Annotated in this window: 20 protein-coding genes; 11 read left to right on the top strand and 9 right to left on the bottom strand. The window is 70.2% G+C overall.

Annotated features, from left to right (window positions below):
• Positions 1 to 31: 31 nt before the first annotated feature.
• Together E1202_RS20095 and E1202_RS20090 are read left to right on the top strand one after the other, a co-directional pair.
• A complete protein-coding gene (locus tag E1202_RS20095) occupies positions 32 to 688 on the top strand; it encodes a DNA alkylation repair protein (RefSeq protein ID WP_132684697.1) in 657 nt (218 codons plus the stop codon).
• Positions 689 to 869: 181 nt separating this feature from the next.
• Positions 870 to 1,466 carry a GNAT family N-acetyltransferase gene (locus E1202_RS20090; protein ID WP_235878691.1) on the top strand — a complete coding sequence of 199 codons (597 nt, stop codon included), beginning with the start codon at positions 870 to 872 and terminating at the stop codon, positions 1,464 to 1,466.
• Positions 1,467 to 1,523: 57 nt separating this feature from the next.
• Here E1202_RS20090 and pheT read toward each other — a convergent pair whose 3' ends face one another.
• From pheT to infC, 6 genes are all read right to left on the bottom strand, one after another.
• Positions 1,524 to 4,016: a phenylalanine--tRNA ligase subunit beta gene (gene pheT, locus E1202_RS20085; RefSeq protein WP_132684694.1), complete on the bottom strand. Its 2,493-nt coding sequence runs from the start codon at positions 4,014 to 4,016 to the stop codon at positions 1,524 to 1,526.
• A gap of 58 nt (positions 4,017 to 4,074) precedes the next feature.
• On the bottom strand, positions 4,075 to 5,136 hold the full coding sequence (pheS, locus tag E1202_RS20080; RefSeq protein WP_132684693.1) for a phenylalanine--tRNA ligase subunit alpha: 1,062 nt from the start codon (positions 5,134 to 5,136) through the stop codon (positions 4,075 to 4,077).
• A gap of 184 nt (positions 5,137 to 5,320) precedes the next feature.
• Positions 5,321 to 6,160, bottom strand: a complete 840-nt coding sequence (locus E1202_RS20075; RefSeq protein WP_132684692.1) for a TrmH family RNA methyltransferase — start codon at positions 6,158 to 6,160, stop codon at positions 5,321 to 5,323.
• Entirely contained in the window at positions 6,160 to 6,528 is a 369-nt protein-coding gene (gene rplT, locus E1202_RS20070) for a 50S ribosomal protein L20 (protein ID WP_132684691.1), read from the bottom strand. The genes E1202_RS20075 and rplT overlap by 1 nt, the downstream gene beginning before the upstream one ends.
• A gap of 113 nt (positions 6,529 to 6,641) precedes the next feature.
• Positions 6,642 to 6,836, bottom strand: coding sequence for a 50S ribosomal protein L35 (gene rpmI / locus E1202_RS20065; protein ID WP_093415814.1), 195 nt, complete (start codon positions 6,834 to 6,836; stop codon positions 6,642 to 6,644).
• A gap of 91 nt (positions 6,837 to 6,927) precedes the next feature.
• The gene (gene infC / locus E1202_RS20060; protein ID WP_132625053.1) at positions 6,928 to 7,503 is read right to left on the bottom strand and encodes a translation initiation factor IF-3; all 576 of its coding nucleotides are present in this window, start codon (positions 7,501 to 7,503) and stop codon (positions 6,928 to 6,930) included.
• A gap of 321 nt (positions 7,504 to 7,824) precedes the next feature.
• On the opposite strand from infC, the gene E1202_RS20055 reads away from it, so the two are divergent.
• On the top strand, positions 7,825 to 8,154 hold the full coding sequence (locus E1202_RS20055) for a DUF1844 domain-containing protein (protein WP_132684690.1): 330 nt from the start codon (positions 7,825 to 7,827) through the stop codon (positions 8,152 to 8,154).
• Here the strand turns inward: E1202_RS20055 and E1202_RS20050 are convergent.
• Entirely contained in the window at positions 8,148 to 8,891 is a 744-nt protein-coding gene (locus tag E1202_RS20050) for an IclR family transcriptional regulator (protein WP_132684689.1), read from the bottom strand. The two genes, E1202_RS20055 and E1202_RS20050, sit on opposite strands and share 7 nt — an antisense overlap.
• Positions 8,892 to 9,069: 178 nt before the next feature.
• On the opposite strand from E1202_RS20050, the gene E1202_RS20045 reads away from it, so the two are divergent.
• Positions 9,070 to 10,305: an amino acid deaminase gene (locus E1202_RS20045; protein WP_408006901.1), complete on the top strand. Its 1,236-nt coding sequence runs from the start codon at positions 9,070 to 9,072 to the stop codon at positions 10,303 to 10,305.
• A 48-nt stretch (positions 10,306 to 10,353) separates the two neighbouring features.
• Here the strand turns inward: E1202_RS20045 and E1202_RS20040 are convergent, their stop codons facing one another.
• Positions 10,354 to 10,740, bottom strand: a complete 387-nt coding sequence (locus tag E1202_RS20040; RefSeq protein WP_132684687.1) for a RidA family protein — start codon at positions 10,738 to 10,740, stop codon at positions 10,354 to 10,356.
• A 148-nt stretch (positions 10,741 to 10,888) separates the two neighbouring features.
• Here E1202_RS20040 and E1202_RS20035 point away from each other — a divergent pair, with 148 nt between their 5' ends.
• From E1202_RS20035 to E1202_RS20005, 7 genes are all read left to right on the top strand, one after another.
• On the top strand, positions 10,889 to 12,484 hold the full coding sequence (locus E1202_RS20035) for an N-acyl-D-amino-acid deacylase family protein (RefSeq protein WP_132684686.1): 1,596 nt from the start codon (positions 10,889 to 10,891) through the stop codon (positions 12,482 to 12,484).
• A gap of 184 nt (positions 12,485 to 12,668) precedes the next feature.
• Entirely contained in the window at positions 12,669 to 14,072 is a 1,404-nt protein-coding gene (locus tag E1202_RS20030; RefSeq protein WP_132684685.1) for a GntP family permease, read from the top strand.
• A gap of 207 nt (positions 14,073 to 14,279) precedes the next feature.
• The gene (locus tag E1202_RS20025; protein WP_132684684.1) at positions 14,280 to 15,386 is read left to right on the top strand and encodes a lactonase family protein; all 1,107 of its coding nucleotides are present in this window, start codon (positions 14,280 to 14,282) and stop codon (positions 15,384 to 15,386) included.
• Between the two features lie 215 nt (positions 15,387 to 15,601).
• Entirely contained in the window at positions 15,602 to 16,885 is a 1,284-nt protein-coding gene (locus E1202_RS20020) for an extracellular solute-binding protein (protein WP_132684683.1), read from the top strand.
• The gene (locus E1202_RS20015) at positions 16,882 to 17,763 is read left to right on the top strand and encodes a carbohydrate ABC transporter permease (protein WP_132684682.1); all 882 of its coding nucleotides are present in this window, start codon (positions 16,882 to 16,884) and stop codon (positions 17,761 to 17,763) included. Before E1202_RS20020 ends, E1202_RS20015 begins: the two co-directional genes overlap by 4 nt.
• Positions 17,760 to 18,599 carry a carbohydrate ABC transporter permease gene (locus E1202_RS20010; protein ID WP_132684681.1) on the top strand — a complete coding sequence of 280 codons (840 nt, stop codon included), beginning with the start codon at positions 17,760 to 17,762 and terminating at the stop codon, positions 18,597 to 18,599. The genes E1202_RS20015 and E1202_RS20010 overlap by 4 nt, the downstream gene beginning before the upstream one ends.
• A complete protein-coding gene (locus E1202_RS20005) occupies positions 18,596 to 20,062 on the top strand; it encodes a beta-N-acetylhexosaminidase (RefSeq protein ID WP_132684680.1) in 1,467 nt (488 codons plus the stop codon). Before E1202_RS20010 ends, E1202_RS20005 begins: the two co-directional genes overlap by 4 nt.
• A gap of 52 nt (positions 20,063 to 20,114) precedes the next feature.
• Here the strand turns inward: E1202_RS20005 and E1202_RS20000 are convergent, their stop codons facing one another.
• Positions 20,115 to 21,563 carry an alanine/glycine:cation symporter family protein gene (locus E1202_RS20000; RefSeq protein WP_132684679.1) on the bottom strand — a complete coding sequence of 483 codons (1,449 nt, stop codon included), beginning with the start codon at positions 21,561 to 21,563 and terminating at the stop codon, positions 20,115 to 20,117.
• Between the last annotated feature and the right edge of the window lie 163 nt (positions 21,564 to 21,726).

Below are 21,726 nucleotides of genomic sequence, written 5' to 3'. Positions count from 1 at the left end.
GGGTGAGGTCGCGGGGTTCCGGGAGGCGGCGTTGCGGCTGCTCGACGAGCAGGCCGTGGCGGCGGACGCACCCGCGATGCAGCGGTACATGAAGTCGGAGATGCCGTTCTTCGGGGTGCGCAAGCCCGCGCGCGTGCGGATCGTCGATGCGCTGTGCGGGCGGTTCCGGTTCGCGAAGCAGGAGGACCTCGTCGATACCGCGCGAGAGCTCTGGCGGAAGGCCAGCTGCCGGGAGGAGCGGTACGTCGCGTTGTCGGTGACGGGACACCGGGCGCAGCGGGGTTTTCAGGATCCCGGCATGCTCGGGCTCTACGAGGAGTTCGTGGTCAGCGGAGCGTGGTGGGACTTCGTCGACGAGGCGGCGAGCCGCCGGATCGGGCCGCTGCTGCTGAGCCACCCGGACGTCGTGCGCCCGCTGCTGCTGCGCTGGTCCACCGACGAGGACCGCTGGCGCCGCCGCACGTCGATCATCGCCCAGCTGCGCGCCAAGGACCGCACCGACGTCGAGCTGCTGCGGCGGAGCATCGAGGCGAACCTCGACGATCGGGACTTCTTCCTCCGCAAGGCGATCGGCTGGGCGCTGCGGGAGCACGCCAAGACCGACCCCGGCTGGGTCCGCGAGTTCGTCGAGCACCACGAGCTGTCCCCGCTCTCCCGACGCGAAGCCCTGCGCACCATCGACCGCTGACCGATCGCGATCATCCGCACTCGCCGACACCGCGGAATCACCCTGAACGGCGACGTTTCCGGCTCGCGCGTTGACGCCGGGTAACTCCCGGGTCATCGAAGTTTCACAGCGCTTGCACAAGGTCACACGACGTGGACCCCCCTGTGGATTCGGTCGGTCCGGGAGGGCATCATCGAGTTCGATGACGATGATCCCGCCGCACCCGAACCTGGGGGCCCGCCACGGCCCGGCGCCGATCACGACGTCGTCCTGGGTCGGGCGGCAGGTGCTGTTACGTCGCGTCGCGGCTGCGGACAGACGCATCCTGGCCGGTTTCGACCAGGACCCCACTCGCGCTCCGTACGTGCAGACCGACGGCTACCGGCACTGGGCCGCGCACCGCGCGAACCACCCGGACTCGCCGGACGACTTCCAGCTCGCCATCGAAACCCGCCGGGACCAGGTGCTCGTCGGCTCGATGTGCACCAGCCAGGCCGACGAACCGGGCGTGTTCAGCTACGGCATCGGCATCGGCCCGATGCACCGTCGCCACGGCTACGCCGACGACGCGATCATCACCCTGCTGGCGGTCATGTTCGGCCGGCGAAAGTTCCGCAAGTGCCAGGTCGGCATCTACCAGGAGAACGTCGCCTCGCTCGCGCTGCACAGCAAGCTCGGCTTCCGAGAAGAGGGCCGCACCAGCGAACCGGACTCCCTCTCCGACGGGATGCTGCACCTGGTCATCATGGGCCTCACCGCCGAAGCCTTCACCACCCGGCACCTCCCCCGCAGCAACTGAGCGCGCAAAACGACGGCCCCGCTCGGGGTTTCCGGGCGGGGCCGTCGTTCGGGTGCTTCAGGCTCGGAGGGTGGCTCCGAGGCGGTCTGCTGCGGACTTGACCGCTGCGTCCCTGGCCTCGGTGGCCTCCTCCTGCTTGAGGGTGCGGTCGGGGGCTCGGAAGCGCAGGGCCAGGGCCAGCGACTTCTTGCCCTCGTCGAGCTGCTCGCCCGCGTAGACGTCGAAGAGGCGGACGTCCTCCAGCAGCTCGCCGCCGCCGGCGCGGACCGCCTCGACCACGTCGGAGGCCGCGGTCGACGAGTCGACGACCAGCGCCACGTCCATCAGCACCGGCGGGTAGGCCGAGATGTCCGGGGCCGCGCGACGCTCGACCAGCGGCAGCGCGTCGAGGTCGAGCTCCATCGCGCTGGTGCGCTTGGGCACGCCCAGGGTCTCGACGACCTTCGGGTGCAGCTCACCCGCGTGGCCCACGACCGTCTCGCCGACCAGCAGCTCGGCGCAGCGGCCCGGGTGCCACGGGGCGTGCTCGGCGTTGCGGACCGTCAGCTCGACGCCGGCGGCCGACGCCACCACGCGAGCCGCCTGGATCGCGTCCGCCCAGTCGGCGGCACGGCCCTTGCCCCACCAGCCGGCCTGCTCGCGCTGACCGGCCAGCACCGTCGCGACCCGCGTGGGCTGCGCGGGCAGCGCCGCCAGCAGTCCGGCGAGCTGCTCGTCGGTGGGACGGCCGTCGACACCGACCTCCGGCACCGCCGGCTGGTTCGCCGACGGCTGGCTGATCTGTCCGATGTGGAACAGCGCGATGTCGCGGTGACCTCGGGAGACGTTGCGCTGCAAGGTGTCCAGCAGACCCGTCAGCAGCGTCGTGGTCAGCTGCGACTTGTCGCTCTCCAGCGCGTTGAGCACGTTCACCGTGCGGCGGCGCTCGTCGTCCTCGGCGAGGCCGAAGGCGTCGAGCATCTCGTCGCCGGTGAACGGGAAGGGCAGCACCTCGACGTAGCCGGCACCGGCCAGGGCACGCGACACCGCGCGCTTGCGCCGCTGCGCCGCCGACAGGCCGCGACCGGGCGGCGCGGAGGGCAGCACCGACGGGATCGTGTGGTAGCCCTCCAGCCGCAGCACCTCCTCGACCAGGTCGAACGGCTGCGTCAGGTCCGGTCGCCAGGACGGCGGGGTCGCGGTGATCAGCCCGACGCCCTCGTCGGAGGTGCTCAGGTCGATCTTGCAGCCGATCTGGGTCAGCCGGCGCGCGGTCACGCCGCGCTCGTAGGCGACGCCGGCGACCTTGTCCGGCAGCGCCAGCGGCATCGTCACCGCAGCCGGGGCCTTCGGCTCGCCCACGTCGGTGCGACCGGGTGCGATCGTGCCGTCGCCGTAGCGGACCAGCAGCTGCGCGGCGAGCTCGGCGGCCACCGGCGCCACCGCCGGGTCCACCGTGCGCTCGAAGCGCTTGCCCGCCTCGCTCGGCAGCTTGTGGCGGCGGATGGTGCGGGCGATGTTCGCCGGGTCCCAGTTCGCCGCCTCGATCAGCACGTCGTGCGTGCCGTCACCGATCTCGGTGCTCTCCCCACCCATGACACCGGCCAGCGACACCACGCCCGAGTCGTCGGCGATCACGATGTCGTCGGTGTCGAGCTCGCGGACCTGACCGTCCAGAGTGGTCAGCTTCTCGCCGCTCTCGGCGTGGCGGACCACCAGGTCACCGGTCACCTTCGAGGTGTCGAAGGCGTGCAGCGGCTGACCCAGCTCCAGCATCACGTAGTTGGTGACGTCCACCGACAGCGAGATCGAGCGGATGCCCGCCAGCGCCAGGCGGCGGCGCATCCACCACGGGCTCGGCGCCGTCGGGTCCACGCCGGTGACCCGGCGCAGGACGAACCGCGAGCACGCCTGCGCGTCGCGCAGCTCCACGCCGCGCGAGGGCTTGTCGTCCTCCGGGACCGGGCGGGTGCCCGGGTCGCCGAACGGGACGTCCAGCGCGTTGGACAGCTCTCGGGCCAGCCCGCGCACCGAGAAGCAGTAGCCGCGGTCGGGCGTGATGGCCAGCTCGATGATCGAGTCGTCGAGGCCGACCAGCTGCACCGCGTCGTCACCGGGGTCGGCCGAACCGGGCGGCAGCACCAGGATGCCGTCGTGGTCCTCGCCGAGGCCCAGCTCCTTGGCGGAGCAGATCATGCCCTCGCTGAGCTTGCCGTAGGTCTTGCGGGAGCTGATCTCGAAGTCGCCGGGCAGCACCGTGCCGGGCAGCGCGACGACGACCAGGTCGCCCTCGGAGAAGTTGCGGGCACCGCAGATGATGTCTTGCAGCTTCTGCTCGCCGTCTTCGGAGGCGCCGATCTCGACCTTGCAGTACCGGATCGGCTTCTTGAACTCGGTGAGTTCTTCGATCTCGGCGACTCGGCCGGCCACGAGCGGGCCGCGCACCTGCGTCAGGTGCTCGACCTCCTCGACCTCCAACCCGATCCGGATGAACGCCTCTGCCAGCGTCTCCGCGGTCGTCTCCTCGGGCAGCTCAAGGTGCTCGGCCAGCCAGGAAACCGGAATCCGCACTTGGTCAGGCCCTTCTCTCGTTCAGGTAAGTGATGTCGGGGACGGTCGTGATGGGTGGCTAGATGCCGAACGGCTCGGTGAAGCGGACATCGCCCTCGACCATGTCGCGCATGTCCGGGATGCCGTTGCGGAACATCAGGGTTCGCTCGATCCCCATGCCGAAGGCGAAGCCGGTGTAGACCTCGGGGTCGACACCGCTGGCGCGCAGCACGTTGGGGTTGACCATGCCGCAGCCACCCCACTCGACCCATCCGGCGCCGCCCTTCTTCTCCGGGAACCAGATGTCCATCTCGGCCGACGGCTCGGTGAAGGGGAAGTACGACGGCCGCAACCGGGTCGTGGACTCCGGGCCGAACATGGAGCGCGCGAAGGCGTCCAAGGTGCCCTTGAGGTGCGCCATGGTCAGGCCCTTGTCCACAGCCAGGCCCTCGACCTGGTGGAACACCGGGGTGTGGGTGGCGTCGAGCTCGTCGGTGCGGAACGTGCGCCCGGGGCAGACCACGTACACCGGCAGCTCGCGGTTGAGCAGCGCCCGGACCTGCGACGGCGAGGTGTGCGTGCGCAGCACCAGGCCGGAGTCCTCAGGCGCGACGTAGAAGGTGTCCTGCATGGTCCGCGCCGGGTGGTCCTTGCCGAAGTTCAACGCGTCGAAGTTGAACCACTCGGCCTCCAGCTCGGGGCCTTCGGCGACCTCCCAGCCCATGGCCACGAAGGTGTCCTCGATCTGCTCGGCGAGCTGCGTGATCGGGTGCCGGGCGCCGGTGCCCACGCGGTCCCAGGGCAGCGTCACGTCGACGGACTCCTCGCGGAGCACGCGCTGGTCGCGCTCGGCCTGCAGCGCGGCGCGGCGCTCGTCGAAGGCGCCCTGGATGGCCTCGCGGGCCTGGTTGACGCGCTTGCCCGCCTCGGAACGCGCCTTGGGCGGCAGCGCTCCGATCTCGCGGCGCGCGGTCAGCAGCGGCGAGCGGTCACCGAGGTGAGCGGGCTTGACCGACGCCAGCTCGTCGAGATCGGCGGCGGCGACGAAGGCCTTCTTGGCCTCCTCGACCGCGGCGTCCAGCGTCTCCGGCGACAGCGCGGCGACCTCTTTCGGGTCGTACGAGTCGTTGGCTCCAGACATCGTTAGTGCGTGACTCCCGTTGATCCCACAGGCATCATCGCCCAGGTCCCTGTTCTGCCAGGTGGCTGGGCTCGCGAACCTGCTGAGGTTGCATACGACTCTTCGGTGCGAAGCCGCAAGCTGACATGGGCGATTCTATGCGACGGCGTCCACGGCGTTTCGCGGTGATCCGTCCCGCCCGAGCTCAGCGGTGCTGCGCACGCGCCGAGGAGTAGAGGCAGACGGCGGCGGCCGTGGCCAGGTTCAGGCTCTCGGCCTGGCCGTAGAGCGGCACCCGCAGCGTCGTGTCCAACTGGGCCTTGACCTCGTCGGACAGGCCGTGGGCCTCGCTGCCGAAGACCCACGCGGTCGGCTCGGCGAGCTCCCCCGCGCGGTCGGCGGTGTCGAGGTCACCGGCGGCGTAACCGTCGGCGCCGACCAGCCGCAGCCCGGCGTCCCGGCATGCCGCCAGCACCGCGCTGACGTCGCGATCGCGAGCGACCGGCAGGTGGAACAGGCTGCCCGTCGAGGCGCGCACCGCCTTGCCGTTGTAGGCGTCGACCGTGTCCCCGGCGAACAGCACCGCGCCGGCCCCGGCCGCGTCGGACACGCGCACCACGGTTCCCGCGTTGCCCGGGTCGGCGATGCCGACCAGCACCGCGACCAGCTTCGGCCGCTGCGCCAGGGCGGCGACCGGATCGGTGCGCGGCAGGTCGCAGACCGCCACGACGCCCTGCGGGGTGATCGTCTCGGACAGCGACGCGGCGGCCTTGTCGGTCACCTCGCGCACCGGTACGCCCGCCAGCACCGCCCGCTCGGCGAGCTCGGCGTGTCGCGGCTGCTCGGTGACGAACAGCTCCCGCACCCGCAGCCGGTCGTCGGCGTGCGCGGTCAGCGCCTCCCCGACGGCCTGCGCGCCTTCGGCGAGGAACGCTCCGGCTTTCTCCCGGCCTGCGCGGCGGGTGAGCTTACGAGCGACCGCGACCCGGGACGATCGCTCGGTGAGCGGAGTCCCGGGTCGCGAATCGGAAGTGCTTTCGGCGATCAGGCCGCACTCTCCGGCAGGTTCTTCCGCGCCACGTCGACCAGCGCCTCGAAGGCCTGCGGCTCGTTGACGGCGAGCTCCGCCAGGATCTTGCGGTCGACCTCGACCTCAGCGGCCTTCAGGCCCTGCACGAACTTGTTGTAGCTCAGGCCGTGCTGCCGGGTCGCGGCGTTGATGCGGGTGATCCACAGCTTCCGGAACTCGCCCTTGCGGGCGCGGCGGTCCCGGTAGGAGTAGGTCATCGAGTGGAGCATCTGCTCCTTGGCCTTGCGGTACAGCCGGGAGCGCTGACCGCGGTAACCACGGGCCGACTCGAGAACTGTGCGGCGCTTCTTCTGGGCGTTGACCGCCCGCTTGACGCGTGCCACGGGGTCCGTCCTGTTATCTCATCAGGGGCGGCGGATTGACCGCCCAATGCGGGTGGCTGGATGGCGTGATGCCGGACTGCTGCTCCCTCACGGGCGCAACGGGGAAGTCGGCGTCAGCGACCCAGCAGCTTGTTGATGCGCTTGACGTCGGCCTTGGCGACGGCTTCGGTGCCTTCGAGGCGACGGGTGACACGGCTGGACTTCTTCTCCAGGATGTGCCGGCGACCGGCCTGCTCGCGCCGCAGCTTGCCCGAACCGGTCACCTTGAAGCGCTTCGAGGTGCCCTTGTGGGTCTTGTTCTTCGGCATCTTCCGTCCTCGTTTCGTACTGGAGCCGGGAGGGGGCGCGGCCAGCGTCCCGACCCGGCCTCACATCACGAGCCCTGGCGGCGGCGTAGAACTACGCGTTGGCCTTGGGCTTGGTCTTGTTGGTCTTGTGCGGCGCCAGAACCATGATCATGTTCCGACCGTCCTGCTTCGGGGTCGCTTCGATGAACCCGAGCTCGGAAACATCATCGGCCAGTCGCTGCAACAGGCGGAAGCCCAACTCGGGCCGCGACTGCTCGCGACCGCGGAACATGATCGTCACCTTGACCTTGTGACCCTGACCGAGGAAGCGGGACACGTGGCCCTTCTTCGTCTCGTAGTCGTGCGGGTCGATCTTCGGCCGGAGCTTCTGCTCCTTGATGACGGTCTGCTGCTGGTTGCGACGCGATTCGCGAGCCTTCTGCGCGCTCTCGTACTTGAACTTGCCGTAGTCCATGAGCTTGCAGACCGGCGGGCGCGCCTGCGGGGCGACCTCGACAAGGTCCAGATCCGCTTCCTGGGCCAGGCGCAGGGCGTCCTCGATGCGGACGATCCCGACCTGCTCACCGTTGGGCCCGACGAGTCGGACTTCCGGAACCCGGATGCGGTCATTGATGCGCGTCTCGGAGCTGATGGGGCCTCCTCGGTTCGATGGCTGTGTGTACTGCACACCACGGCGTGTAGAGCTCACCCCGGAATGCAAAGATCCCGCCGGCTTCCGCTCGTGCGGATACCGCGGGACCCTGACTCCAAACCGATCGAACCGGTATCAGCCGATACCGTTCGCACCACCGACGCCACACGGGACATCGACAGGACCGGAACCCGGCGGCCTCGGCGGCTGCTCGGGTGGGAGCGGGGCTCCACTTTGCCGCCCCCGCCGCAGCGGGGGCTGGTCGTGCGTGTCAGGGTAGCAGGCGTGAGCGAACCGCAGCCAACCACTCCCCCGAACGACACGACCGGTGCCGGTGAACCGGCACACGACGCGGATATGGAGCTCAACGTACGCGAGCTCTCGGATGTTCCCAGCGTCGAGGTCATCAGCCGCGCTGCGGTGATGCTCATGTCCGCCGCCGCGGAGAAGCTCGGGCTCGCCGACGAGGAGCCCGTCGCCACCCCGGTGCGCGATCTGGACGAGGCCCGCAGGCTGATCACCGGACTGGCCGGCCTGATCACCGCCTCGGTCGAGTACCTCGGACCGCACGCGGGTCCGCTGCGCGAGGGGCTCCAGTCCTTGCAGCGCGCCTTCCGCGAGTACTCCAGCCACCCGGACGCCCCGGGCCAGGGACCGGGCGAGAAGTACACCGGCCCCGTCTACTGACGGTTGCCCAGCTCCCGGGAGATCTCCGCCGCCGTGCGGCGGAGATCCGGGAGCCAGCCGAGCAGGTCCTCCCAGGAGAGCAGGACCTTCGGCACCGAGATCGACATCGCCGCCACGGCGTCCCCCCGGTGATTGCGCACCGGCGCCGCGATGCAGTGGGTGAACTCCTCGTGCTCGCTGCGGTCGACCGAGTACCCCTGCGCGCGCACGCGCTCCAGCTCCGCCAGGTAGCGCTCGGCCGAGTCGATGGTGTTCGCGGTGAGCTTCGGGTAGGCGATCCGCTGCGCCAGCCGCTCGCGGCGCTGCTGCGAGAGGTCGGCGACCAGGACCTTGCCCACCGCCGTGCAGTGCAGCGGGGCGCGTCGGCCGATGCGGGAGTACATCCGGACCGGGTGGACGCTGTCGACCTTGTCGACGTAGACGACCTGGTCCTCGTCGAGGGTGGCCAGGTGGACCGTGTGCCCGGTGCGCTCCCCCAGCGCGTCGAGGAACGGCCGGGCGACGTCGCGCGCGTCCAGGTCGTCCAGCGCCTGGTGGGCGAGCGCGAACACGGCGCTGCCCAGCCGGTAGCGGTGGAGGTCCTCGCGGCGGACGAAGCGTCCGCTCTCCAGCGTGCGCAGCAGGCGCATCGCGGTCGTCTTGTGCACGCCGAGCCGCTGGGCGAGACCGTCGAGCGTCTGCGGCCCCTCGGCCAGCGCGGTGAGCGCGGCCAGTCCGCGTTCCAGGCTCTGACTCACCGGCGTCTCCGATCATCGTTGACTCGACGAAGCGGGCAATGCTACACACCGGAATCGTTCTTCGCGCAACATTCGTTGCAACATGCGCAATAGGAGGCCGGCAGTGCCCGCAGCAGGGATCAACACCGAAGCGATCCGCGCGTTGCGCGACGAGACCATCGACTGGCGCTTCAAGGGGATGCCGCCGAACGCGTCGGGCAAGACAGCCGGGGAGTTCCTGGCCGAGCGGCCGACGCTGTGGGAAGCCGGTTTCACCGGCCCGCTGCTGACCCTCGACGACGCCGCGATGGAGCACAACCTGCGCACCATGGCGGCCTGGTGCGACGAGCACGGCCTGCGGATCGCGCCGCACGGCAAGACCACGATGGCGCCGCGGCTCTTCGAACGGCAGCTGGAGCACGGCGCGTGGGGCATCACCGCGGCCAACATCGGTCAGCTGCGCGTGTACCGGGCGTTCGGCGTCCAGCGGATCCTGCTCGCCAACGAGCTCGTCGACCCGCAGGGCCTGGCCTGGCTGTCCGCCGAGCTCGACGCCGACCCGGACTTGTCGTTCTGCTGCTACGCGGATTCGCTGCGCGGGGTCGAGCAGATGGCCGCGGCGCTGGCCGCGCACGGCGGCACGCGGCCGGTGGACGTGCTGGTGGAGTTCGGCGTCCCCGGCGGGCGGACCGGCGCGCGCACGGTGTCGCAGGCGCGAGCGGTCGCCGCGGCGGTGGCCGCCGAGCACCGGCTGCGCCTGGTCGGCGTCGCGGGTTACGAGGGCGAGGTGGCGCACGACATCGAGGAGTCCTCGCTGTCGGCCATCGACGACTACCTGAACGAATTCCGCTCGCTGGTGGAGGAATTCGCCGAGGCCGGTTACTTCGACGGGCTGGAGGAGGTCATCGTCAGCGCGGGCGGCAGCGCCTACTTCGACCAGGTCGCCGAAGCGCTGGCCCGGCCGTGGCCGGAGGGGCTGCCGGTGGTGCCGGTGCTGCGCAGCGGCGGATACCTGCTGCACGACGACGGCTTCTACCGGGTGCGCTCGCCGTTCGGCCGCCGGCACCGGCTGGCCGGTGCCGAGTCACCGTTCCGGCCTGCGATGCGGATCTGGGCGCAGGTGGTCTCGCAGCCGGAGGCCGACCTGGCGCTGCTGACGATGGGGCGCCGCGACGTCTCGTTCGACCAGGGACTGCCGGAACCGCAGGTGATCCGGGGCTCGGACGGCGAGATCCGCGAGCTCGCCGACGGTTCCTGCCACGTGTCCGGGCTGGCGGATCAGCACGCGTTCCTCAGGCTCACCGGGGCAAAGGTGCGCGTCGGCGACTGGATCGGCTTCGGCCTGTCCCACCCGTGCACGGTCTTCGACAAGTGGACGCTGATCCCGGTGGTCGACGGTGAGCGCGTCACCGACCTCGTGCGCACCTACTTCTGATCCGCGCAGCGGGTGGCGGTCCCGGTGGGAACCGCCACCCGCTCCAGGTCAGTCCAGGACTGCGAGGGCGTCGATCTCGCACAGCAGGCCGGCCGGGAGGCCGACGTAGACGGTCGTGCGAGCCGGGAAGGGCTCGCCGACGACGCGGGCGTAGACCTCGTTCATCTCCGCGAACTGCGAGGTGTCGGTGAGGTAGACGCGCAGCATCAGCACGTCCTGCATCGATCCGCCCTCGGCCTCGATGATCGCGATGACGTTGCGCAGGCACTGCTCGGTCTGCTCGGCGACACCGCCCTCGACGACCTTGCCGGTCGCCGGGTCGACCGCGGTCTGACCGGAGACCTGCAGGATGTTGCCCTTGCGCACGCCCTGCGACAGCGGGATGTTCGCCGGCGGCTTCGGTGCGGCGTCGGTGCTCACCACGGTCCTGCTCATGTCGGTGTCCTTCCACGGATTTCGGCGTCGTGAAGCGGAATTTCGGCCGGAGCCGATCTTCATTGCTTTCACCGGCAATGGTACTTACCATTCGACCACCCGGTGCAGACCAATTGCCCCGGCGTGTGACCGGAGGAACGACTCCACCATGGACATCGTCTATCGCGGCGCGCGAGTCGTCGACGGCGACGGCGGTCCGGGTTTCGTCGCCGACGTCGGAGTCGGCGACGGACGCATCGCCGAGATCGCCGACGCGGGAACGCTGAGCGGACGCCGGCGCATCGACGCCGACGGTCTCGTGCTGGCACCCGGGTTCGTCGACATGCACGCGCATTCGGACCTGCAGCTGCTGGCCGAACCGGACCACACCGCGAAGGTCTCCCAAGGCGTGACGCTGGAGGTCATCGGCCAGGACGGGCTGTCCTACGCCCCGGTCGACGACGACACGCTGGAGACCCTGCGCGCGCAGCTGGCCGGCTGGAACGACGATCCGCCCGGTTTCGACTGGAACTGGCGCAGCGTCGCCGAGTACCTCGACCGGCTCGACACCGGCATCGCCGCCAACGCCGCCTACCTCGTCCCGCAGGGCACGCTGCGGCTGCTGTGCGCGGGCTACGACGACCGGCCGGTCACCGAGGACGAGCTGAACCGGATGCGCGAAGTCCTCGCCGAATCCCTCGCCGAAGGTGCCTTCGGCATGTCGTCCGGGCTGACCTACACGCCCGGGATGTACGCCGACACGGCGGAACTGGCCGCGTTGTGCGAGGTCGTGGCCTCCCGCGGCGGCTACTACAGCCCGCACCACCGCAGCTACGGCGCCGGTGCGCTCGCGGCCTACGAGGAGATGATCGAGGTCAGCCGGACCTCCGGGTGCCCGTTGCACCTGTCGCACGCGACGATGAACTTCGGCGTCAACGCCGGGAGGGCCGGCGAACTGCTGGCGATGCTCGACGCGGCGCTCGACGAGGGCTGCGACATCACCCTCGACACCTACCCGTACCTGCCGGGCAGCACCTCGCTGCACGCGCTGCTGCCGAGCTGGGCGATGGCGGGCGGCGTCACCGCGACCCTGGAGCGTTTGCGGGATCCCGCGCAGCGGCAGCGGATTCGCCGAGCCCTGGAGGTGGAGGGCTCCGACGGCTGCCACGGCGTTCCGGTCGAGTGGGAGACCATCGAGATCAACGGCGTCCGCGAACCGGACAACGCTCACCTCGTGGGCCGCAGCGTCGCCGAGTCGGCGTCGGCCGCCGGGGCGCAGCCGACCGAGTTCTACTTCGACGTGCTCATCGCCGAGCGGTTGGGCGCGTCCTGCCTGATGCACGTCGGCCACGAGGACAACGTGCGAGCCATCATGCGCCACCGCACCCACACCGCGGGCAGCGACGGGCTGCTGGTCGGCGCGCGCCCGCACCCGCGCGCGTGGGGAACCTTCCCGCGCTACCTCGGGCACTACGTGCGCGAACTCGGCGTGCTGGGGCTGGAGGAGTGCGTGCGGAACATGACCTCGCGTCCCGCCGACCGGCTCGGGCTCACCGACCGGGGACGCGTCCGGGAAGGCCACGTCGCCGACCTGGTGCTGTTCGATCCCGGCACCGTCCGCGACACGGCGACCTTCGACGAGCCCCGGCAGCAGGCCGTCGGCATCCCGCACGTGCTGGTCAACGGCGTTCCGGTGATCGACGACGGCAACCGCACCGACGCACTGCCCGGACGGGCGCTGCGCAAGAACCGCCAGGAGCCGTGAGGGGATGCGGCGGAGCAGCTGCTCCAGGTGTGGGACTCAACCGGCACCGCTGCGGGTTCTTCAACGACTTCGCGGCGAGGCCGTGGGCACGCATCCGGAGCGGCGCACGGAGTCCGCGGAGGCGGTCAGGTTCCGCCACCCGCATCGCTGAGCAGAGCGATCGCTGAAAGCACTCGGAGGCACGGTGTTCCTGAACTGGTTGCAGCACGAGACGTCCGGACTGCTCACGTTGTGCGCGGTGGGGATCGCGGTGCTGCTGGTGATGATCATCCGCTTCCGGATCGAGCCGTTCATCGCGCTGCTGGTGACCGGGCTGCTCATCGCGCTGGCCGCCGGGCTGCCCGTGGAGGACATCGTCGGCACCGCGCAGAAGAGCAGCGATTCCCTGATCGAAGGCGGTTTCGCCAGCATCCTCGGCCACATCACCGCCATCATCGGGCTCGGCACCATCCTCGGGTCCATGCTGGAGGCCTCGGGTGGCGCGCAGCTGCTGACCCGCAAGCTCCTCGGGGCGTTCGGGGAGAACCGGGCTCCGCTGGCGATGGGCTTGTCCGGGTTGATCTTCGGGGTCCCGGTGTTCTTCGACATCGGCATCTTCGTGCTCGCACCGCTGGTCTACGTGGTGGCGCGGCAGGGCAAGCGCTCGATCCTGCTGTACTGCCTGCCGCTGGTGGCCGGGCTGTCGATGACCCACGCGTTCCTGCCGCCGCACCCCGGTCCGGTCGTGGCCGCGGGACTCCTGGGCGTGGACCTGGGGTGGATCATCCTGATGGGACTGGCCTGCGGGCTTCCGGCGTTCGTGGTGGCCGGCCTGCTCTACCCGGTGTGGATCGGCAAGCGGATCACGCTCCCGGTGCCCGCCGACATGCTCGCCGCCGCCGACGAGCTCGCGGCCAAGCGCGAGGGCCGGCCCGATCCGCCGCTCGGCGTGGTCGCGCTGATCATCGGCTTGCCGATGGTGCTGATCCTCGGCGCCACCTTCGGCAGCATCACGTTGCCCGAGGGCAGCGGCGCGCTGTCGGTGCTGACGTTCCTGGGGAACCCGACCGTGGCGCTGACGATCGCCGTGCTGCTGTCGTTCTGGTTGCTGGGGACCCGGCGCGGCATGACCGGCCGGGATCTGTCCGAGCTGACCAGCGGTGCGCTGCGCCCGCTGGGCATGCTGCTGCTGGTCGTCGGCGCTGGCGGTTTCTTCGGCAAGGTGCTCGCCGAGACGGGCGTCGGGGACGCCCTGGCCGGGTCGTTGCAGGGCGTGGGGTTGCCGATGATCGTGTCGGCCTACGTGATCAGCAGCGGGCTGCGGATCGCGCAGGGCTCGGCGACCGTGGCGATCGTGACCACCGGTGGGATCGTGGCCCCGCTCGTCGGTTCGGCCGGGCTGTCGCAGGCCCAGCTCGCGCTGATCGCGGTGGCGATCGCCGCCGGGTCGATCATCGCCTCGCACGTCAACGACGGCGGGTTCTGGATCATCTCGCGGTACTTCGGGATTCCCGTGAGCGACATGCTCAAGAGCTGGACCGTCCTGGAGACCCTGCTGTCGCTGGTGGCCTTCGGCATGGCGGCCGGGATCTCGCTGCTGGTCGCGTGAGAGCACAACGTTTCCGGTGCTCGGGAGGCGATTTCGCGAAATCGCCACGGATGGTGAACCGTTTCGGGGCTTAGCGCCTATGGCGGCGGCCCGGTTAGGCCATTTTGGTCTGGTCCACCTGAGGGCGCTGCGACAGACTTCGCTTCTGCCGTGTCGTCTAGCTGGGAGAACGTCGTGGGTGACAGCTCGTTTTCGCGTCGTGGGTTCGTGAGCGCGGTCGGAGCTCTGGGCATCGCCGGAGCGACCGTCGGCTGCGCCACAGCCGCCGGCAGGCAGGGCGCGGCGGCGCCGCACCAGGTGCACCAGGCGCACGAGGGCCTGATGACCTTCATCGGCAGCTACACCAGCTCGCAGCCCGCCGGCCGAGGCGTGGACATCGCGATGCGCGACATGAACGGGGTGCTCACCCCCTCCGGAACCCTCGACGGGATCGCCGACGCCTCGTTCTTCGCCTGGGCCCCCGACCACAAGTTCCTGTACGTGACCAACGAGCAGGAGCAGGGCTCGATCACCGCGATCGACGTCAGCACCCACGAGCCCGAGGTGATCAGCACCGCGCCCAGCGGCGGGAGCTCGCCGACCCACCTGTCGGTGCACCCGAGCGGGGAGTTCCTGTTCACCGCCCACTACGGGGACGGCACGGTGGCGGTGCACCGGCGCAACCTCGACGGCAGCATCGGCGAGAGCACCGCCCTGGTGCAGCACCCCGGGGCCGAGCCGCACGCGCACCAGGTCGTCGTCGACCCCAGCGGGAAGTGGGTCGTGACCGTCGACCTCGGCGCCGACTCGGTGTTCGTCCACGCCTTCGACGCCGGGAAGCTCACCCAGCACCAGCAGCTCACGCTGCCCGCCGGCACCGGCCCGCGGCACCTGGTGTTCAAGGGCACCACCGCCTACCTGCTGGCGGAGCTGAACTCCACGATCACCGTGCTCGCCTGGGACCCCGAGGCCGGCGCGCTCACGGCTGGGCAGGTCATCAGCAGCCGCGCGCCCGAGGCGGCCGGCGAGAACTTCCCCGCCGAGATCGCGATCTCCCGGGACGGCCAGTTCGTCTACGCCTCCAACCGCGGCGACGACACCATCGCCACCTTCGGCGTGGAGAACGGGTCGCTGGTGTTCAAGGCCGTCACGCCCACCGGCGGCAACTGGCCCCGGCACTTCGCGCTCGACCCCGAGGAGACCTCGCTGTTCGTGGCCAACCAGCGCGCGGGCACGATCACCCGCCTGGCTCGCAACACCGAGACCGGCGCGCTGACCCCCACCCCGGATCGCTACGCGTGCCCCTCGGTCGCGGTCATCACCTTCCACGGCTGATCCGTCCACATCAGACAGTCCGCTCTTCCCCTCGAATCCGGCGGTTCCACGCCGACCGCCGCGGCCTCGGCCCGACGGCGGTGAGGACCCGGCCTCCCCGCCACCCCGGCCCACGAGAGAACTGCACCGATTTCAGCGGAGATCAGGGACCCGAATTCCGCTGAAATCCGGTTCCTGATTTCCACTGGCATCGTTCAGCACATCGGAGACCAGCCATGCGCGCAGGAAAAGCCGTCATCGTCGCCGCCGTCGCTGCGCTGCTCACGGCCTGCGGACCACCGCAGGTGCATCAGACCGGCCCCGCGGCCGACGAACGCACCGGAACGCTGCGGGTCTGGCTGTTCGACGAGGCCAACCGCGCGCCCAAGCAGGCCACCGTGGACGAAGCGGTGGCTCGGTTCGAGCGCGAGCACCCCGGCGTCGAGGTCGACGTGCAGTACATCGCGGTGGAGACGAGGTCCGAGCGCTTCACCGGAGCGTTCAACGATCCCGCGAGCGCACCCGACGTCGCCGAGGTCGGCAACACCGACCTGGCGGGCTACGTCGCCGCCGGCGGGCTGGCCGACGTGACCGAGAAGCTGCCGCAGTGGCCCGAATCCGCTGACCTGTCCCCGTCCGCGCTGGACACCGCGCGAGTCGAGGGCAAGGTCTTCGGCGTGCCCTGGTACACGGGGGTGCGCGCGCTGTACTACCGCACCGACGTGTTCGACGAGCTCGGCCTGCAGCCACCGCGCACCACCGCCGAGCTGCTGGCCACCGCGCAGCGCATCCGCTCCGAACGTCCCGACCTCTACGGCATCGCCACCGGCGGCAAGTACCACTACGCGCTGATGCCGTTCATCTGGGCGGCGGGCGGCGACCTGGCTCGCCAGGAGGGGCAGCGCTGGGTGTCCACCATCGACAGCCCCGAAGCGCAGCGCGGCATCGAGACCTACGCCGAGATGATCACCAGCGGCGCGTGCCCTCCCGAGCAGTGCTCCGACATGACCGGCAGCCAGAGCGTGCAGGCGTTCGCCTCCGGCAAGGCCGCGATGGCCATCGGCGGCGACTTCAACCGCAAGGCCGTCGACGCGGGCGTGGGAGGCAAGTACGGCGTCGTGCCGCTGCCGGGCGAGGCGATCGGCTCCACCGCCCCGGCCTTCGCGGGCGGGAACCTGCTGTCGGTGCTCAAGTCCTCGCAGCGGGCGAGCCTGGCGCGCGAGTTCGTCCAGCTGCTCGCGGGCAAGGAGTACCAGCGCAAGATGTACGGCGCGATGGGCAACCTGCCGACGTTCATCGACGTCCAGGGCGAGGTGGCCGAGCACGACCCGCCCGCGGCTCCGTTCGTGATGACGCTGCGCGGCGGAACGCACTTCGTGCCCGCCACGGAGGCGTGGTCGAAGATCGACGCGCAGGGCGTGCTTCCCACGATGGTGCAGCAGATCGTGCGCGGAACCCCCGTCGCCGAGGCATCGGCGCAGGCGGCGGCGCAGATGAACGCCGCCTTCGAAGGCCGATGATGGCGCTGCTCTACCTGGCACCGGCGGCGCTGCTGCTCGTCGGCATGATGGGCTACCCGCTGTACCAGCTGGTGCAGATCTCGCTGTACGAGTACGGGCAGGCGCAGGCCTCCGGCGGTGCGCCGCTGGAGTTCCTGGGCGCGGGCAACTACCTCGCGCTGCTCGGCGACGGGCAGTTCTGGACGATCCTGCTGCAGACCTGCGTTTTCGCCGCGATCTGCGTGCTCGGCAGCCTCGTGGTCGGCATCGGTCTGGCGGTGCTGGCCACGAAGGTCTCGCCGCTGCCCCGGATCCTGCTGTTCCTGGCGGCCATCGGCGCCTGGGCCACGCCCGCGGTGGCCGGGTCGACGGTGTGGCTGTTCCTGTTCGACCAGGACTTCGGGCTGATCAACGAAGCGCTGACCGGCATCGGCATCAGCGGCGCCGAAGACATGTCGTGGACCTACGACAAGTACCTCGCCTTCGGCCTGGTGGCCGCCGAGGTGATCTGGTGCTCCTTCCCGTTCGTGCTGGTCACCACGTACGCGGGCCTCATCGGGATTCCGGGCGAGGTGGTGGAGGCGGCCGCGCTGGACGGGGCTTCGACGTGGCGGACCACGCGCAGCGTGCTGCTGCCGATGCTGCGACCGGTGCTGGTCATCGCCACCATCCAGTCGATCATCTGGGACTTCAAGGTGTTCACGCAGATCTACGTGATGACCAACGGCGGCGGCGTCGCCGGGCAGAACATGGTGCTCAACGTCTACGCCTACCAGGAGGCGTTCGCGGCCTCGAACTACGGACTGGGCTCGGCGATCGGCGTGGTGATGGCGGCGCTGCTGCTGGTGATCACTCTGCTGTACCTGCGGGCGCAGCGCGGGAACGGGGTTCTGGCATGAGACGTTCCCGCACCGTCGCCAACACCGCCGCGGTCGTGATCGCGGTGCTGGTGGCGTTTCCGCTGTACTGGATGGTGCTTTCGGCGTTCAAGCCGGAAGCCGAGCTCCAGTCCGCCGATCCGCGCCCCTGGACCACCGCGCCGACCCTGGACGGGTTCCGCCGGGTCCTCACCGTCGACGGGCTGGGCGGCTACTTCCTCAACAGCCTGCTCGTGGCGGGCGCGGTGGTGCTGCTGTCGCTGCTCATGTCGTTCCTGGCCGCCGTGGCGCTGACCCGGTTCCGGATCAAGGGCCGTGCCGTGCTGCTGCTCATGCTGCTGGTGGCGCAGATGGTCCCGGTGGAGGCCCTGACCATCCCGCTGTTCTTCCTGATGCGCCAAGTCGGTTCGGCGGCACCGGCTTTCGGGCTCAACCACCTGGGATCGCTGGTGCTGGTGCACCTGGCGTTCAGCCTGCCCCTGGCGATCTGGATGCTGCGCGGGTTCGTCGCCGCCGTTCCCGTCGAGCTGGAGGAGGCCGCCACGCTCGACGGCGCGAGCCGCACGCGGTTCGTCTGGCAGGTGCTGTTCCCGCTGGTGGCTCCGGGACTCGTTGCCACCAGCGTGTTGTCGTTCATCCACGCGTGGAACGACTTCCTGTTCGCCAAGACCTTCATCATCTCGGCGACGGAGAACCAGACGCTGCCGATGGCGATCCTGGTATTCTTCAGCCCGCAGGGCAACGACTGGGGCGCGATCATGGCAGGCTCCACGCTGATGACCATTCCGGTTCTGATCTTCTTCGTGCTCGTCCAGCGGAATCTGGTGTCGGGGCTCTCCGGCGCGGTGAAGGGATGAGCTTCCACTCGTTGCTGCCGCGTCCGCGGCGTGTCGAGTACGCCACCGGCCAGCTGCCGCTGGACATCCGCACCAGCGTCGGCGGTGAACCGAGCGTGGCGCGGTGGTTCCGCAGGCACGTCGGTGCCGCGACGGGACTTCCGCTGCCGCTGGCCGCCAAGCCCACCATCGAGTTCCGCATCGACCCCCACATCAGCGGCCACCGCCTGGAGATCAGCCCCGATCAGGCGCTGGTGACCGCCCAGCACACCGCCGCCGCGCACCACGCGGCGCAGACGCTGCGGCAGCTGCTCCCGCCGGACGCGTTCCGCCGCGCACCCGTCCACGACGAGCCGATCTCGTGGCCGTGCGGGGTGATCGAGGACCACCCCCGGTTCGGCTGGCGCGGCTGCCACCTCGACGTCGCCCGGCACTTCGTGGCCAAGCGGGAGGTCCTGCGCTTCGTCGACCTGCTGGCGATGCACAAGCTCAACGTCCTGCACCTGCACCTCACCGACGACCAGGGCTGGCGCATCGAGGTCCCGCAGTACCCGGAGCTGACCCGCATCGGTTCGTGGCGCGAGCGTTCCATGATCGGCCGCGGCGAGGTCCCGGAGTTCGACCGGCAGCCGCACGGCGGCTACTACACCAGCGAAGACCTGCTGGAGATCGTTTCCTACGCCGCCGAGCACCACATCACGGTGGTGCCCGAGATCGACGTCCCCGGGCACAGCCAGGCCGCCATCGCCGCCTACCCCGACCTGGGAACCGGTGGGCCCGTGGACGTGTGGGACTCGTGGGGCGTCAGCGACCGGATCCTGGCACCTCGGCGGGCGACCGTGGACTTCTTCCGCGACGTGCTGGACCACGTGATGTCCCTCTTCCCGTCGCCGGTGATCTGCCTCGGCGGCGACGAGGTCCCGGGGGCCACGCCGGCGCACGGCGCGCTGCTGCGGCGGTTGATGGAGCACGTGCGCAACCACGGCCGCCGCACCTCGGCGTGGGACGACGCCATGCACCTGGTCGCGCTGCCGACGGAGACGATCGTGCTGAGCTGGCAGGACGCGCAGGCGGTCGCCCGCGCCGCCGAAGCGGGCAACGACGTCGTGCTGTGCCCGGAAACGCACTTCTACCTGGACCACCGGCAGTCCGACGAGCCCGACGAGCCGATCCCGGTCGGGTTCCTCAACACCCTGGAGAACGTCTACGCCTACGAGCCGCCGACCGAAGGCGTTCTCGGTCTGCAGGCGCAGGTGTGGACCGAGCAGCTCGACTCCCCCGCCCGCATCGACTACGCCGCGTTCCCCCGGCTGTGCGCGTTCGCCGAGGTCGCCTGGAGCAGCGAGCGGGATCCGGCGGAGTTCCACCACCGCTTGGCACACCACCACATGCCGCGCCTGGACGCCTTCGGCGTCGAGTACCGGCCGCTCGACGGGCCCTACCCCTGGCAGCTGCGCCCCGGTGTCGAGGGGCGACCCCGCTGAAACGACGCGGGTGGGGTCCGGACCGATCCGAACCCCACCCGCTGCCCCTCCCCTAGGCTTCGGCCTTGACCGGCTCCCGGGGCTCCCAGCACTCGACGCCGGTCAGCTCCGGCAGGCGGTCCCGGGTGAAGACCGGGTCGAGGCCCTGCTTGCGCTGATCGTTGTAGTCGCGCAGGAGCTTCAGCGCGACCGCGCTCAGCGGAGCGATGGCGGCGAGGTTGACCAGCGCCATGACGCCCATCGTCGTGTCGGCGAGGTTCCAGATCAGGTCCGAGGATCCGATCGCGCCCAGGAACACCACGACCAGCACGCCCCACTTGTAGCCGGTCTGCATCGCCTGGCTGCGGGTCAGGAAGCCCACGTTGGACTCGCCGTAGTAGTAGTTGCCCAGCACCGAGGTGAACGCGACCAGCAGGATGATCAGCGTCATCAGGTGCAGCGACCAGTCGCCGAGGTTGGTCTGCAGCGCGGTCTGGGTCATCGAGGCGCCGCGGTCCTCGTCACCGAAGGTCGGGTTGGACAGCAGCACGATGAACGCCGTGGTCGAGCACACCAGCAGGGTGTCGACGTAGACGCCGAGGGTCTGCACGAGGCCCTGCTTGACCGGGTGGCTCACCGAGGCGGTGGCGCCTGCGTTCGGCGCCGAGCCCAGACCGGCCTCGTTGGAGAACATGCCGCGCCGCACGCCCTGCACGATCGCCGCACCGATGCCGCCGCCCGCGACAGCCTCGAAGCCGAAGGCGTGCGAGAAGATCTGCGCGATGACGCCCGGCAGCGCGTCGATGTTGAGCACCACGATGATCAGGCCGAGCAGCATGTAGAGACCGGCCATGAACGGCACCAGGAGCTCGGCGGTCTGCGCGATCCGGCGCACGCCACCGAAGATGATCAGCGCGGTCAGCGCGACCAGCGCCAGGCCCAGGACCGGCTGGATCCAGCCGTTCGAGCTCATGCCGGTGGCCTCGGCCGAGGTGACGACGGCGTCGACGATCGTGTTGGCCTGCACGGCGGTGAACACGAAGCCGAACGTCACCGTGATGACCACGGCGAAGAGCACGCCCATCCAGCGCGCCCGCAGGCCGTGCAGCATGTAGTAGGCCGGGCCGCCGCGGAAACCGGACTTGTCCCGCACCTTGTAGAGCTGCGCCAGGGTGGATTCCACGAAGCTGGCCGCGCCCACGACCAGACCCATCGCCCACATCCAGAACACCGCACCCGGGCCGCCCAGCGCGATCGCGGTGGCCACGCCGGCGATGTTGCCGGTTCCGATGCGGGCGGCGGCGGAGATCGCGAACGCCTGGAACGACGAGATCGCCTTCCCGCCGTCCTCGGCGATCTCGGCCTTGCCGCCCATCGCGCGGACCATCTCCGGGATCATCCGGATCTGCACGGCTTTCGAACGAACCGTGAAGTACAGGCTCAGCACCGCGAGCACGGGGATGATGATGTAAAGCCAGAACGTGTCGTTCAGCGCGACGATCGCGTCGTTGAGCGCTTCCACGGGCACTCCCTTTCCGCTTGTGGCGCGGGAAATCGCGTCAGCGGACGCCAGGAGTGCGGCGCCCGATGACGTTCACCGCGGGCAGTCCAAGCGCGGGCCGCCATGTGATGGCGACCCGCGCGTTGGCGGAAAGGTTACAAAGACGCTGAAATCGGGTCCCTGG

Source organism: Saccharopolyspora karakumensis (assembly GCF_004349225.1).
GTDB lineage: Bacteria > Actinomycetota > Actinomycetes > Mycobacteriales > Pseudonocardiaceae > Saccharopolyspora > Saccharopolyspora endophytica.
The sequence above is the reverse complement of the archived record's forward strand: the minus strand, read 5'-3'. Positions and strand labels throughout refer to the sequence as shown.

What these genes read in the sequence shown, in the direction of transcription:
- E1202_RS20090 (WP_235878691.1), top strand. Translation starts at nt 870, where the DNA reads ATGACGATGATCCCGCCGCACCCGAACCTGGGGGCCCGCCACGGCCCG.
- pheS (WP_132684693.1), bottom strand. Translation starts at nt 5,136, where the DNA reads ATGTCTGGAGCCAACGACTCGTACGACCCGAAAGAGGTCGCCGCGCTG.
- rpmI (WP_093415814.1), bottom strand. Translation starts at nt 6,836, where the DNA reads ATGCCGAAGAACAAGACCCACAAGGGCACCTCGAAGCGCTTCAAGGTG.
- E1202_RS20055 (WP_132684690.1), top strand. Translation starts at nt 7,825, where the DNA reads ATGGAGCTCAACGTACGCGAGCTCTCGGATGTTCCCAGCGTCGAGGTC.
- E1202_RS20045 (WP_408006901.1), top strand. Translation starts at nt 9,070, where the DNA reads ATGCCGCCGAACGCGTCGGGCAAGACAGCCGGGGAGTTCCTGGCCGAG.
- E1202_RS20040 (WP_132684687.1), bottom strand. Translation starts at nt 10,740, where the DNA reads ATGAGCAGGACCGTGGTGAGCACCGACGCCGCACCGAAGCCGCCGGCG.
- E1202_RS20035 (WP_132684686.1), top strand. Translation starts at nt 10,889, where the DNA reads ATGGACATCGTCTATCGCGGCGCGCGAGTCGTCGACGGCGACGGCGGT.
- E1202_RS20020 (WP_132684683.1), top strand. Translation starts at nt 15,602, where the DNA reads ATGCGCGCAGGAAAAGCCGTCATCGTCGCCGCCGTCGCTGCGCTGCTC.
- E1202_RS20015 (WP_132684682.1), top strand. Translation starts at nt 16,882, where the DNA reads ATGATGGCGCTGCTCTACCTGGCACCGGCGGCGCTGCTGCTCGTCGGC.
- E1202_RS20010 (WP_132684681.1), top strand. Translation starts at nt 17,760, where the DNA reads ATGAGACGTTCCCGCACCGTCGCCAACACCGCCGCGGTCGTGATCGCG.
- E1202_RS20005 (WP_132684680.1), top strand. Translation starts at nt 18,596, where the DNA reads ATGAGCTTCCACTCGTTGCTGCCGCGTCCGCGGCGTGTCGAGTACGCC.